The organism is Syntrophobacter fumaroxidans MPOB (assembly GCF_000014965.1).
In the GTDB taxonomy this organism is placed as follows: Bacteria; Desulfobacterota; Syntrophobacteria; order Syntrophobacterales; family Syntrophobacteraceae; genus Syntrophobacter; species Syntrophobacter fumaroxidans.
In genome coordinates, this window is sequence record NC_008554.1 from 3,887,102 (window position 1) to 3,901,374 (window position 14,273).

Sequence of the window (14,273 nt, forward strand, 5' to 3'; positions counted from 1 at the left end):
AATGGCCGATGGCGGTGCGGGTTCTTTGCACGAAGATTCGGCTTGATCCGTCGGATGAATCGCTTCTTATACGAAGTTACCTAGAAAATAGACTCCCGAGGGAATCTATTTTCTAGGTAAATCCGTATTAACGGACTAACGGGATACTGCCCCCGCCTCGGGTGACTTCAACTGCTGGTTCAGGCGCTCTTTGAGCTCTTTCTCCTTTTGCCACCGGGCGGTTACATCGCGAATGATCGCCGCGGCCCCCAGGACTTCCCCGGCGGAAGAGCGTGGGAGAACCACGGTGAATTCAACGGAAATGCGTGACCCGTCCTTCCGTATTGCCGGTACCGCCAGCAATTGCCTGCCGTAGCGGGTCGAACCGGTGGCCATGACCCTCTGGTAGCCGTCCCAGTGCCGGGCACGCAGTTTCTCCGGGATGATGCAATCGAGGCTTTGTCCCATCACCTCCACCGCGGTGTATCCGAAAATAAATTCCGCCCCGGAATTCCAGAGCTCAATCCGCCCGTCCCGATTTGCAAAAATGATTGCATCCGGGGCCTCATCGACAATCTGCCGGCACAACCACTCGTACGAATCTTCCTGCATCGGTCCTCCTCAATGATGTTTCTTCGGTTCGGTTTGCGGCGGGAATTCCCGGGATTGCGCGCCGGCGCCGCGAGGGGGAGACCGCCCGCTCCGATATGAGCGATCCCGCGCGCGCAGGGCGGGACCGTCCATCCCATGACCAGAACGGGCCTGTCATGCAGCGATCCCGCGCGCTCAGGGCGGACGGTCGGCCCGAAGGCTTTCTCAACATAAGCGGTTCGGAGCCGTCATGCAACCTCCTCCTGCCGGGGGTCGCCGTTCCGCCTGCTCATAGCAGGCTGCGTCGGGAGGGCATGAAGCCGTCCCCTGAGTCTGACGGGCACATCAGTCGGTGGCGAGCGTGTTCCTTGTCAACTTTGGAGTCGCGTAGGGTGGGATGCGCGACGGCGCAGCCCACGGTTTTAACGCCCTTGCCTCAGCAATTGGCGCATGAACGATCCGGAGCCGATGTGTGGAACGCCCCCCTTGAAGAGGCTGGTGGTCGCACGGTTTCGTAGCGATCACAACGCCCTCGGTCCATCCCCTTTGGAGGTGCGGAGGGATCGCGGGAGAATTCAATGTCGAAGAATTCAATTGACAGATGCGAACGAATGTTCCAAACTATTGTTCCAAACCGGCGCTCAAAACTAACGTTTGTACAGCGGATAAAGAGATTTCCATGCAGGATGGCCCGAAGAAAAGCGACGATACGAAGGCGAGGCTGATCGAGGCGGCTGGAGCGGTGTTTGCGCGGCAGGGATTCCGATGGGCGACCGTCAGGGAAATTTGCAGCCGTGCCGGCGCTCATGTGGGTTCCGTGAACTACCACTTCCGGGACAAGGAAGGACTCTACGCGGCGGTCCTCGAGCACACGCAGCGATCCGCCGTGGAAAAATACCCGCCCGACTTGGGCCTCCGGGAGGGAGCCACACCGCAGGAGAGACTCCGGGCATTCGTTCACTCACTGCTGTCGCGCATCCTGGCCGAAGGGGTTCCGGCCTGGCACGGGAAGCTCCTTGCCCGCGAAATCGCGGAACCGACCGAAGCTCTGGACCGATTGCTGCAGAATTCGGTACGGCCCCTTTTTTCGTATCTGGCCGGCATAGTACGCGAGCTGCTCGAAGAAGCCGACCCGCCGGAGGGTGAGGAGAGCGATGTCGTTTTCCTGTGCCTGATGAGCATCGTCGGACAGTGCCTGCAGCATTACACGGCAAGACGGGCCATTGCCGTGCTTCGACCGAAGAGCTTCGATCCGTCCGACATCGAGCGTATTGCGGATCATATTTCGCGGTTCTCCATTGGAGGCATTCGAGAGCTCAGAGCGGGGAAATCACCCTGAGTTTCCTTGCCCTGAGGGCGGACGGCACCGCTCGAGGCGTGGAGCACGGCTTCCATTCTCGCTCGCAAAAGCGTAGAAAGAACTGTCTCGGGACAGTCGACCAACCGGGAAGGGGTGAGCCTATGGAATCGAAAATCGCCGGAGCTGTCGGACTCAAATACAATCCCGTCGCCATCCTCCTGGCGGACGAGAAGCCGGACAATGCCCTGCAGTTCAAGAAAGGAAAGTGGGGCTGCGTCATGTTCATGTTCGCCAACGCCGCAAAGGGCAAGACGGCGGCCTTCGACGCGCAGACCTATGGCTGTTGGGGCGGCGGTGTCGGGCTTGGGTTCGGAAATACCTATCTGCGCTTTCCAGGCGGTGTTGAATGCTTTGCCCACTTTCTCTCATCCGGCAACGCCCGGTGGGAAAGGGGCAGGGAAGTTGCCAAGTCCGTGGGAGACGCTGCCGGAAAAGCGTTCATGGAAAACTTCCTTGAGGGCGAAGGCTATGTTAAGACACCCGAACTGGTGGAACAGTGGCTCGGGGAAATTCCCATGAGGGAAATCCAGGCCGGTTATGTACTGTTCAAGCCCCTCTCGGAAATCGACCCCCAACGCGAGAAGCCCGAGACGGTGGTTTTTCTTGCCGATCCGGATCAGTTGTCGGCGCTTGTCATTCTTGCCAATTACGGCAGAGAGGGCATGGAAAACGTAACGATCCCGTGGGCCGCGGGGTGCCAGACCATAGGAATCCTCCCGTACAGGGAGGCGAAATCGGGAAAGCCGAGAGCCGTTGTAGGGCTGACGGACATTTCGGCCAGGAAATACGTTCGCGGTCTTCTGGGCTCGGAATACCTCTCATTCGGCATGCCCTGGGAAATGTTTCTGGAAATGGAGGGCAACGTGGAGGGGAGCTTTCTGGAAAGACAGCCCTGGCGGTCTCTCCTGGCGTCCAAGCCATGAATCTCGTGTTGACCCCGAATGCGGCGCGGCTTAACGTGAAGTTGGGGAGTCCGCGCCAATGGCGCAGGGGGTCTTCGGACCGGTCCCGACTGCCCCTCGGGGAGACTTGCCGGTCATGCGCCGTCTCAAGGGCGGATAACCGGGGAAGTACTGCTGGAAAATGAAAAAAAGGTCGATGACATTGTCGGAGACTTTGGGTCTTTGAATCGCGGCCCGGCAGCGGGACGGCTTGCCGCGGACGGAGCGATGGGGAGCGTGCCCGCATCTTCGCGGAGGACGGACCGCCGTGTGCTTCGAAAGGTGCGTTGCGGTTCCGTGACTTCATGATCGACCCGGAGTCCGAGCCGTTTTCCCGGGGTGATGAGAGTGCCGATGAAGAAAGGATGCGAGTAAAGAGCGGATATGGACTTGCTGAGACGCTACCTGCGGATATGGATGAACTTCGTGCTGAACTGGCCGCGCCTGGTGCTGGCCATCGCTTTCGCATCGGCCATCGCGTCCGTCGGGCTGACCGTAACGAAGCTCGGCATGCTTACGGACCAACTCGAGCTCATCTCACCGGATCATCCCTTGATCGCCTTGAGCGACAGACTCGACGCCTTCACTTCAGACAGCAAGAGGCGGTTCACCGTTGCCGTCAAGGCTTCGAACCCGCACCGGGCGGTCGCTTTTGCCAACGAGCTGTCCTCGAAAATCGCACAGGATCCGGTCCACTTTCAGAACATGTTCTATCGCGTGGACCCGGAGATGTTCAAGACGTGGCAACTCTTATACCTGGACAGGCAGGAACTGGTCGACCTCAGGGACAAGATCGTCGAGCAGGAAAAGCTCGTCCGGGGGCTGGCTCAGGAGCCGGGGTTGTTGAGCCTGCTGCGGCTCATCAACCAGGAGATGGCCTCCCGGATGGTTGGCGAGCTGTTCACGGGCTTTCTCGATGAAAAGGCAACCGAAGACAGCCGGCAGGAACCTTTCGACCTGAATTTTCTCATCACGGTTCTGGAGGGGATGTCGAGCTATCTGAACGACTCTCCCTCTTACCAATCGCCGTGGTCTTCCCTGTTCAAGGATTCCTCGTGGGATCCCGACCTTGAGGGCTTCTTCTGGGAAGGCAGGAAGCAGTACCTCCTGGCCTTCGTCATACCCCATAAATCGGACGAGGGATTTCTCCGAACACAGGGGGCCCTGGACAAGCTTCGCGCTCTGCTCCTGGAGGTAAGGGCTTCCTATCCCGACGTGCAGGCGGGGGTGACTGGTCAGGAAGCATTGATCAACGACGAGATGACCACTGTTTTGAGCGACATGGAGGTTGCCACGTGGCTCTCCATCGCCGGGGTGTTCGTTCTCCTGGTGGCCTTCCGGCGGAGTGTCCGCCGCCCGCTGCTCCAGATCATCTCCCTCACCGTGGGACTCTGCTGGACGCTGGGCTGGACGACGCTGTTTGTCGGCCACCTCAACATCATCTCCATTGTCTTTGCCCCCTTGCTGTGCGGGCTCGGGGTGGATTCGGGCATCCACTGGTTCTCCCGGCTGGAAGAGGAGGAGCATTGCGGCGACTGCGACATGAAGTCGGTCGTCAGGATCGTGAACGACCGCTCCGGCCCCGGGATTCTTCTTGCCGGGCTCAGTACGACGCTGGCTTTCCTGCCGTTTGTGTTGACGGGTTTCAGGGGGTTGATCGAGCTGGGGCTGGTGACCGGGATGGGAATCCTGCTCAACCTGTTCGCCGACTTCAGCGTACTGCCCGCTCTTGCCGTGCTGGCGGGAGGAAAACCGAAACAAAAATTGTCTCCGGAGGCAATACCGGGGGAAAAGGACCTGATTCGGCTCAGACCCGGCCACTCGCGGCTGGTTCTGGCCGGGGCCGGAGTGCTGGCTCTTTTGTGCACGCTGAGCGGAAGCCATGTGTACTTCGATCTCAACCCCTTGCGGCTCCAACCCGCGGAGGCCGAATCGGTCGTTTGGGAAAAAGCGCTGATCGAGAACTCGGAACGATCGGCACTGTCCGCCAGTTCCTTTGCCGCCTCGCCGGAGGAAGTGAGGACGAAGTCCGCCGCGCTGAAAGCTCTGCCGTCCGTTTCAGAGGTCGAGAGTATCTTTTCGCTGCTCCCGGAGGACCAGGAGGAAAAGATTCCCCTGCTCCGTTCCCTTGGTCCCAGGATTCCTGAAATACGCGCCGATGCAATGGAGAGCCGGCCGCCGTCGCCGGCGGAATTCGTGGAAGTCCTGGAGCGGATCCGGTTCAAGCTCCAGGACGATCAGGCTGAACGATGGGGGGCGGACAAGCCTCTCGTGGAGCAAATGACCCGTGTGCGGGCGCTCACGCAGGAGATCGTCGGCCTGCTCCGCGGATCGTCCCACGCACCCGAAAGGCTCATGGAGTACCGCAAACGATTCCTGGAAGACATGATGAACAAATGGGATTCCTTGAGAAAGGGGACCGATCCGTCACCCATGGATGTGGAGAATCTGCCCGCTCTTTTGAGAGGCTGGTTCGTCCAGGACGGTATCTACCTGTTGCGCATATACCCCAAGGAGTCCGTCTGGGAAGCACACGCGCTCACTAAATTCGTGCGGGAGATTCAGAGCGTTGACCCGGAAGTCGTCGGGGAACCCGTGTCCCTGTTCGTTTTTGCCTCCGCGTACAGGAATGCGTGCATCAAGGCTTCCATGTTCGCGCTGGTGGGGATCTCCATTCTGCTGGCACTCACGTTCAGAAACCTGCGGCTGACCCTGCTGGCGCTCGTCCCCCTGGGTCTTGGAACACTGTTGACCGTCGGAATCATGGGCGTGGCCGACGTTCAGTTCAATCTCGCGAACAGCGTGTTCATGCCGCTCGTGGTGGGGGCGGGCGTGGAATATGCCGTCGTCATTCTGAGCCGCTGGAAGGAGGGAAGGATGCTGCCCGGACACCTTCCGTTCAGCACGGGGAAAGGGGTCATCCTGGCCGCCCTGACGACGACGGTGGGCTTCGGCGCTCTCATGATCTCTCATCACAGGGGTATTTTCAGCCTGGGGTTCGTGGCCTGGGCCGGAAGCCTCTGCGTCCTGGCGAGCGCCATACTCGTGCTGCCCGCCATTTTGACGTCCCTGCAACCTCAAAAGGTCGAAGAGGAGGGGCAGGCCGTCGCGCGGTGAGATGGACAATGCCTCCCGCCGTAAATGGGGTTTGCAATGGGTTTCCGGACCGGCTGCGACGACCATTCCATTTGATTTATTTGCTGACGCTCGATATGTTAATAGTACCAATCTCTGAGCGGGAATGCGGGGTTCCCGGGCTGAGAAGAGGAGTGAAGGAAGAAGCCTGCTCGACAGGCCTTCGTGCTTTGTCGGGTTGCGGCCCGGTTCGTTCTCCGGCACCGTTGAACGAGGAGCGGAAGGCGGCTGAGTATGCGCAAGGCAATTCCCAGGATACTTTTCGATCAGCGAGACTATGAGCTTCTCGGCATCGTGAGCAACGTTCTGGATCAGAACGAATCCTTCGTGTACCTCAAAAACCTGCTTTACCCATACCTCCATCCACGCGGAATCAAGGAATTGGCGGCATCCAGGGCGCTCCGGATTGCCTATTCCGCGGTACGTCTGCTCGACTCCCTGGAAATCGGCAAGTCCGACGACCGCATAACCGCCCTGCGCTGTCTCCGGGACGAGGTCATGCACAGCGGCGAAGGGGCCATGCAGAAGAATACCGCCCGCGTCCTTCTCGAGATCATGAAGGAGCTGGTCCGGACCCGCGACGACAAGGTCCGGCAGTTGCAGCTCGCCCATGATTTTCGTTCCGCGGCGACCGGCAAGCCGAGGATCATCCGGTCTCTGCTGCGTCGGTACCATCTTTTGGAAATGCCGGAAGAATGGAACCAGGTGTCCTTCGACGATCACGTCCATGACGCCTACACCAAGGGGCGCAAATCCCCCTCTCATCTCATCCTGGATGCCTGGATCAAGGGCGTAAGGCAGTTGACGGTCGTCTACTACAATTACGTGCCCGTGAGCGCCGCCAGAGAGCTGCTGGCATCGGCGGAAATCATGGGAATTTCGGTCCGGATCGGGATCGAGTTTCCGGCCAGGTTTTACAGCCGTTATGTGCAGCTCATTTACGTGCCGCGCGGTTTCTTGGATTCCAAGGACTTCCTTTCCTTCCTCGAGGATCCCAGGATAAAGTCATTCATGGAAGAGGGGAGGGAGGTTTCGGAGTACCAGCAGCGGTACGTTCTGAGGATTCTCGAGGAATTCAACCTGAGGCACCGGCCGGCCATCAACGAGAAATACGGGCTGGAGCTCCAGGAACTGGATCGGGAGGAGTTTCTGTCTTTTGTCGGGACGGGACAGCCTTCGATTCTCCACCTGGGAATCTTCATTCACAGCCGATTGCTGCCGCAGATGAACGCGCGGGTTGCGGAGCTGCGGGAAGGGTTCGACGGGCTCGTTTTCGAGGAACGAAGAAAGATCGCGTTATTCGTTGATGAGTTGAACAAGCTCGATTCCGAAGCGATCGTGGATCTCTATTTGAGGCCGGTGCACAATCCCGGCATCCCCGATCCGCATGTGCCTCGCGAGGGTCCCGATGTTCCCCGGTTGATGCAGCTCACGCCCTGCGAGCTCATCGACCGCCTGACGAAACTCCATACGGGGTGCAGGATCACGCTCAACTTGAGCAATCTTTCGGCTGACGATGTGCTCGAGCTGCTCTACGGAAGCAAGGGTGCGATAACCCATCTGGAAATCTTCAACCTCAAGGATTTCTCCCTGGGCAAGACGACCCATCAGGAAATCAGCGATCTGCAGCGGGCCATCAATGACGGGAACGTCATTTCGCTGAAAAAGCACATCCGCGCCATGATAGGGCGCATCACGGAAACTCAGGGGCCGGATTCACCCAGGATCGGCAGGCTCAATGAGATTCTTGCGGATATCGCGTCACTGCAGAACTATTACAAACATGTACCGCTCCGATCCCGAATCGGCAGCGATTCGACCGGCCATTCCCGCCGCCTGCACGGAATGGGGCTTGCTCTGCTTTGCACCCTGCCCCGGAGGGCACAGAGAGAGGTGCGCAGTTCCTTCCGCACCCCGCGATGGATCATTCCGATCAAGGTGGATGCCTTTCTTCGCACAACCCGTATTCCTCATTCCGTCTCGGGTTCCCCATGGGGTTGGCTGTTCCGCATTTTGAGCCAATTTCCGGTATTGCGTCGTCTCCTCGACCAGAATCACAAAGATTGGGAGTTCAATGAGACGTCAGCCTGCATGTCGGAAGAGGGGAACATCGTCACTCTCGGAGGAATAAGCGAAGAGCGGGGGAATCGCCTGGAAATCAACCCCAGGGACAAGGCCACGAAAGCGAGGATTTCCTGGAGGTATCTGAACGGCATACTGCGGGACGCGCTCAAGGTGCTGATCGGTTTCGGCCCCGCGTTCGCCACGTTTTACTTCACGAAAGACTGGTGGCTGCTCGCTTACTTCGGGGGCGCGATCTGGCTGGGAATAACCTTCTTCCGGAATATCGTTCAGTCCGTCCTGGGCGCCGGCGGCGTCTGGCGCTCACCGCTGCTCAAATGGAACAGCTACGTGAGTTGGGACAGGCTGTCCGATTCGCTTCTCTACACGGGCCTTTCCGTTCCCCTGCTCGAATACCTGGTCAAGACCGTCATCCTCGAAAGATCGTTCGAGATAACCGCCGGCTCCGACCCGGTTCTGCTGTATTCGATCATGGCCGTCGCCAACGGTCTGTATATCTTCAGCCACAACACGTGGCGAGGGCTGCCCAGAGCCGCCGCCGTGGGGAATCTCTTCCGCACCGTCATCTCCATCCCCCTGGCCCTGCTGTTCAACTCGGCCGTGGGCGGCATCCTGGCGGGCTTTGCCGTTCAGGATATCGCGGGAGTGCTTCAGAAGTGGGCGGCCATCATCTCCAAGACCGCCTCCGACTGCGTGGCCGGTGTCATCGAAGGCCTGGCGGACCGGTACAAACACACCTGCATGCGCGAAAAGGATTACGCGACCAAGCTCGGACAGCTCTACGACGCCTACTCCCAGCTGGAACTGATCTATCCCCAGACCGACATGCTCAAGATGCTCGAATCTCCGAAGCGGTTCATGCGAAAGCTCGGCACAGAAGCCCGCGACCTGGAGAAGATCATGATCATCAACGCCCTCGACCTGCTCTACTTCTGGATGTACCAGCCCCGCGCGCGAAGCGTTCTCTGTTCATTGCTTCGTGGAATGTCCAACGACGAGCGCCAGATCTTTCTTCGCTCTCAGTCCGTCCTCCGGCGCGATCGCGAAACCAGCCAGCTGATCGTGAACGGGATCGTCGGCAGGAATTTCGCCCGGGCGCTCTCTTTCTACCTGGACCGCTCGGAGGCGTACCTGGATACGTTGGAGGAGCTCGCCTACAAGCCGTGCGGGAAAGACGTCCTGCTGTGGTGGCCCCGCCGCTTGAGGAGTTCCTGCCGTTCCTTGCTGGGCCTGCATCCAAAATAGACACTCGTCTCATATCGACTTTATTGTGCAAAGTGCGGATTTGACCTTGTGATCTTGCGTGAGCCGGGGTCCGGAATATCGTCTCTGTCTCAACAACCCTCCTGGTCCCTCTTATACGAAGTTACCTAGAAAATAGATTCCCGGGTGAGTCTGTTTTCATGCTTCGCGGGTGTCGCAGGGGGCATGGATAATTGCGTTCAAGATGGATTTTTCAAGCACCAAAGAGCGGGGGAATGATTCCCCCGCACCCCCCAAGTTTCGGCCACACGCGCAAGCGCGTGAGGCCGAGCGCTCGGCGCTGTCGGCGACTGGCCGAAGGCCGCCGTCGCAGCGCCACACGGAGCCGCGAAGCGGCGAGGGGGTGTGGGGGATACGTCCCCCACGCTTTTAAAGGATCATTTTGAACGCAAATCCGTATTATATACATGAAGTTCCTTAGAAAAGGGAATGCGCACAGGAGGCCGGCATGCCGTACGCCGACAAAAGAAGCTGCTTCGTGGAAGGCAGAGAGATCCTTCACGGTGAATTCGCATCCCTGCGGGACAAATGCGTCGTCTGCGTCGACGGCGAACTGTACGAGGACTACAGCAATATCGTCGGCGGCATGGCGGGTGCGGGCGCGGGAGATCACCGGCCCGCCCGCTCTCATTTGCTCAGTCTGAAAGTCCCGGAATCGTAATGGCTCCCGCTCACATAGATGTTGTAATATCCGTTTATCGTATTGTCGCTCAGTACGCCTTCGGTGAATTTCAGCTGGATCGGCTGCCCGGCGCAGGAAGATGCGGCGGTGCATGTCACCGTGTTGCCGGATAGAGTGAGCTTTGCCGGCAGGTCTGAAAAGGTTCCGCATTCCGTGTTCCCGACGGTCAGTCTTCCCGTGTAACCCGTCGCGGTCTGCGTGGCGACCAGCTTCAGGGACCCTGAATCGGCGCCGTAATCGCTGGTCCAACGCCCGGTCCAGGTCCCGCCCAGGGGATTGGTGAGCTTGATCGTGTCCTGTTTGACCGTTGACTGGCCTGCCGCGTTTTTCACCCTGAAATAGACCGTCTTCGTGCCGGCACCCGCGCTCAGGGTGAAACTCGGGTTCCTCGAGTAGGGATGCCAGGTTGCGCCCGCAAACGTCGGCGATTCACTGGCCTTGTACCGGGTGGGAGTCCCGGTTGTGGTGTTGTTCAGAAAAACTCTGCGCCTGGTGGTTGTGGCGGCGCCGTTGTTGATCTTGAAAGAGGTGATGGTCGGCCGTACGGCAGTGGCCCCCTCCGCGGCAAAATCGTTCCCGCTCTTCCGTATTTCAACGGCATCCACATGCCAGCCGGCATCGTCGCGGTTCCCCGAATCGCTTTTGAAAGCGATTCTGACCGTCCGGCCGTTATAGGCGGTCAAATCGACGTCCTCCAGGGACCAGCGGGTGCTCTTTCCGATGAACGAGTCCCCGAGAGCTTCCCATTGGGACCATCCGTCCGTTTGAAAATCGAAGTGACTGATCTCGACCGTTCCGCTTCCCTGATAGTCGGGACCGTATGAGTACCAATGACGGAAGCTCAGATGAATCTCCTCACCACCTGCAACGGATGGCAGAACCACGGGAGGCGAGACGAGCCGGCCGACGGAGGGACCGGTTCGGGTGCCGGCGCATTGAGCGCCCTCGTAACAGCTCCCCGGTCCGGCCGCGGGGGAGCCGATTTCCCACAGACCGTCTTCGGCGGACCAATCGCCCGGGCCGGCTTCAAAGCCCGTCGCGTAGATCACTTCCTCGATCCCGTATACCTCCTCAATCCCGGCGGACACCGGGCAGGCAAACGAGAACAACACCAGGAGGAACACGGATACCAAACCAGCACAATGGAAAACGGATCTCTTCATACGCTTCTCCTCGCGTTGGAGCATCGGAAGCCGGATGGCGGGGGGAAACCGGCAATAATCCCAAACCGTTGCGCAAGTATACCATACTGGAGGCTTCAGTCAATCACGGCTGATAATGAGCCCCATCTCAGTTCTTTCGATCAATGGGAACCTCTCGTTTTGGGGTGTGGAACTGCCGATTGATGCCCGCATATCTGCATGCCGCCAGGTACTGCACGGCGGGATGAGGAATTCTGCGGTTTCCACAAACCGGCAAACGTGCATCGGTGTAGTGCGGAGGATGATAAGAAAGCTTCTCATAAAGCCCGAACAGGCGGGGGTTCTCCGGATTCGGGACTGAAATGACCAGGCATCCGGGGAGGGGCCTCCGTATGATAAAATCAGGGTCTTCCGGGAAATGAGTACCTGCATTCTCGGAGCAAGGTACTCACTGACCGGATGAACCTTTTTACGGGCACCTTTTGTAAGTCAGGGTTCCGGCCCAGTAATTACTGGAATGGAACGCACCTCCCACAGTGCCAAAGTCGTTTTCAATCGACCAAAATGTTCCATTGAGCGTCGTGGGGTTGAGTTCAATCCGCGTAACACCTGCCAAGCGGTCAGCTGAACTGTCGATCAGCGTTGTGGCCAAGTTGAGGTAGATCTTTGCGCCAATCCGCGCGCCGGTACCCATCATGATCATAGGGTTCTGGGTTGGAGTGGACAACGTGCCGTGCACGGCGTAGGTGGTCGTATCCAACACTTTGATGTGCAGTTTCATGGTGGTGGTCTCATTTACGGGGCCATCCTCAGTCCGCGTAATCTTTACCGTCCAGCACTTGTCTCCGCTGAAACTCAGTACTGCCCAGGCAGTTCCGACCCCTGCAACCAACCAGATGGCAATAATCAGTAATACGGACTTTCTCCAATGATATCGCATGAATCCTCCTTGATGTCTTGGGTTGGCTTTAAAATGTGCATTATTTTGCTTGAGCGGTTTTGTACTTCGGATTGCCCCAATTAGTAAAGGCAAGTTTGTGAAATCTCGAAAGCGAACGTACTAAAGGTACAATATCAACGGGTTGGAACACAGACCCGTGTGTTTGCGATCAAGCCGATTCATCCTGTCTCCGGCCAAGGTCACGGAAAATCTGAGAGCTTGATTCCCCTTCTTCCCTCCCCGGGATACTGGAACCGTACCCTCACAATCGCTGAATCCAACCTGGCGCCCTCGATGCTATCGCCATGGGCCGGACAATAGTCGTGACGTGGGCAATCCATGTTCAGGCGAACATCGTCCATGGTCTCAGCACGCGGGCACGACTCATGGTGTTGCTGATCGTGGGGCAGGAACATGAATGGTGCCTCAACATGTCCACCAGGAAATCCCGGAGAACCTTTTCGCTACCGGGTTCTGTCCGAAAAAACGGGTCTTCCGGAATAAGTACCTGCATTCTCAGTTACTCATGATCCGGATGAACCTTATTTTATGATACGAAAGTTAGCAAAGAACACTCTCCCATCATTTAACTCCGTTTTGTAATTGAGACTGCGATATATGCCATATTTGGATCGGACGAATGTTCCACCGCGCCACATGTCAATATTTTGATTACTATAAGATAGTATAGTATAGTTATCGCTGAGTCTTGAAAGTCTGACTTTAAGATATCCATCATCCTTGAACGTAGTCGATATCGTTGCTTTTATCCACCTGTTTCTAGCTGATGACCATGGGATGCTACGCAGTATTTGAAGCTTGGAAGCAGAGCTTTGATTATATCTAAGCTGCAATCTGTCATTTCCTGATACCTTTGCTCCAGTCAGGGTAATAATCGGTTGCGAATCATCTCCGCCAACGCTTTTCAGTTGGAAGATATGAGTGAATTCCCTGGAGACTTTCATATCCTTCCCTACCTTGAAAAGCCACTCATACGTTAGCGGATTGTCCGGCGTTCCCTTCGCTTCGTCGATGGCGTACTTGCCAACCTTTATTTCGTTTCTTTGATTCTTGGTTGTGCCGGTCGGGTCGCCGTCTTTATCCCGGTGAAGGATGAAAAGAAAACAGTTGCCGACTGCGACCAGCGTCTGGTCCTGAATGTGGGCAACGGGTGGGGAATGAAAATTGTCAGGCACCTCGAGAGAATCGGTACCAAGAGCATTCTTGATGATTGTGTAGGGACTTTGTCCACCGGGTCCATCGCTTGTGAACTCCACAACCACCTCGCCCGCTCCAGCGGCAACCGAGCCGGCCAGCAAGAAAACAAACAGCAAAGCAACGCGCATGCATCTCATGGGAAAACCTCCTTTCGGCGTAGCTTCCCGTGGTGTTCCTCAAAAAGAAGCTTCCTGGTCCGGGGATTTGCCGCAGCCAATCCATCAGGCGCTTCCCCTCAGTACTTCGAAGTGTCGGATTGTTTCGTGCCGACAACCATGTGGCGATACATGATGAGGATTTCATTGGGTCAAAAACACATTCTTGCCTCTCTGTGCACGTTATCGCCTCTTTATAAGGTCGGGTCAAGGGTGATTTGTTCGCATGGCGCACACCCCTCGATGGTATAGGCAATTGGCAGTAGACTTCGGTCCGTCCGCCGTTGCGTCTCACCGGCGACTTGAAAGGGCGTCTATGCCGGGAGCCGAATTGCCTGGACACGGATTTGCAGGAGCCCGTAAGCCAGGGAGGAGGGACTGTGGGAGCGGAGAAGCAGGGGCTGCACGGGAAGGCAGGGGCTTTGGGGCTTGGGCAACGTTGACGGCAGGGCACAGGTCGAAAAGGGGGATGGTTTCTTCGGTTGCCGCGGGGCTGGGCGCTGGAGGTTGTGAGTCGGGAAGCGGGAGTGTGCCTGAAGAACAGATAGTGAGTGTCGAAGAGGATTACCAGGTCTGGGCCCGCATGCCGGCACGCGAAGATGCCAAAGCAGGAAATGCCGGCGGAAGGAAGAAGGCGCAGCCATGAGACTCGGTGGAAGCTGAGCGAGTTTCATCCATTTTCACTATTTCACCGTTTGGTGAAATAGCCATGTTTAGTGAAATATTGCGTTGACATCGGCCAGATTTCACCATTAATATTATGTTTACCGAATGGTGAAAAGGAT

The 14,273-nt window shown here is 57.5% G+C and carries 9 protein-coding genes; 5 read left to right on the forward strand and 4 right to left on the reverse strand.

What is annotated here, in order from left to right:
* Window positions 1-135 precede the first annotated feature (135 nt).
* Window positions 136-591 (reverse strand): PAS domain-containing protein, encoded by a 456-nt coding sequence (locus SFUM_RS16400; RefSeq protein ID WP_011699970.1) that lies wholly within the window; start codon window positions 589-591, stop codon window positions 136-138.
* A gap of 658 nt (window positions 592-1,249) precedes the next feature.
* Here SFUM_RS16400 and SFUM_RS16405 point away from each other — a divergent pair.
* The 5 genes from SFUM_RS16405 (at window position 1,250) to SFUM_RS16425 (ending at window position 10,012) form a co-directional block, all read left to right on the forward strand.
* Window positions 1,250-1,909, forward strand: a complete 660-nt coding sequence (locus SFUM_RS16405; RefSeq protein WP_041440773.1) for a CerR family C-terminal domain-containing protein — start codon at window positions 1,250-1,252, stop codon at window positions 1,907-1,909.
* Between the two features lie 122 nt (window positions 1,910-2,031).
* Complete coding sequence (locus SFUM_RS16410; RefSeq protein WP_011699972.1) at window positions 2,032-2,853, forward strand: DUF169 domain-containing protein; 822 nt, start codon at window positions 2,032-2,034, stop codon at window positions 2,851-2,853.
* A gap of 402 nt (window positions 2,854-3,255) precedes the next feature.
* Window positions 3,256-5,988, forward strand: coding sequence for an MMPL family transporter (locus SFUM_RS16415; RefSeq protein WP_011699973.1), 2,733 nt, complete (start codon window positions 3,256-3,258; stop codon window positions 5,986-5,988).
* A 252-nt stretch (window positions 5,989-6,240) separates the two neighbouring features.
* On the forward strand, window positions 6,241-9,333 hold the full coding sequence (locus SFUM_RS16420; RefSeq protein ID WP_011699974.1) for a hypothetical protein: 3,093 nt from the start codon (window positions 6,241-6,243) through the stop codon (window positions 9,331-9,333).
* Window positions 9,334-9,799: 466 nt separating this feature from the next.
* Complete coding sequence (locus SFUM_RS16425; protein ID WP_011699975.1) at window positions 9,800-10,012, forward strand: hypothetical protein; 213 nt, start codon at window positions 9,800-9,802, stop codon at window positions 10,010-10,012.
* On the opposite strand, the gene SFUM_RS16430 is transcribed toward SFUM_RS16425, so the two are convergent.
* From SFUM_RS16430 to SFUM_RS16445, 3 genes are all read right to left on the reverse strand, one after another.
* Window positions 9,979-11,196: a choice-of-anchor J domain-containing protein gene (locus SFUM_RS16430; protein WP_011699976.1), complete on the reverse strand. Its 1,218-nt coding sequence runs from the start codon at window positions 11,194-11,196 to the stop codon at window positions 9,979-9,981. The two genes, SFUM_RS16425 and SFUM_RS16430, sit on opposite strands and share 34 nt — an antisense overlap.
* Before the next feature lie 448 nt (window positions 11,197-11,644).
* Window positions 11,645-12,115, reverse strand: coding sequence for a hypothetical protein (locus SFUM_RS16435; protein ID WP_041440776.1), 471 nt, complete (start codon window positions 12,113-12,115; stop codon window positions 11,645-11,647).
* A gap of 542 nt (window positions 12,116-12,657) precedes the next feature.
* Window positions 12,658-13,470: a hypothetical protein gene (locus SFUM_RS16445; RefSeq protein ID WP_011699977.1), complete on the reverse strand. Its 813-nt coding sequence runs from the start codon at window positions 13,468-13,470 to the stop codon at window positions 12,658-12,660.
* Between the last annotated feature and the right edge of the window lie 803 nt (window positions 13,471-14,273).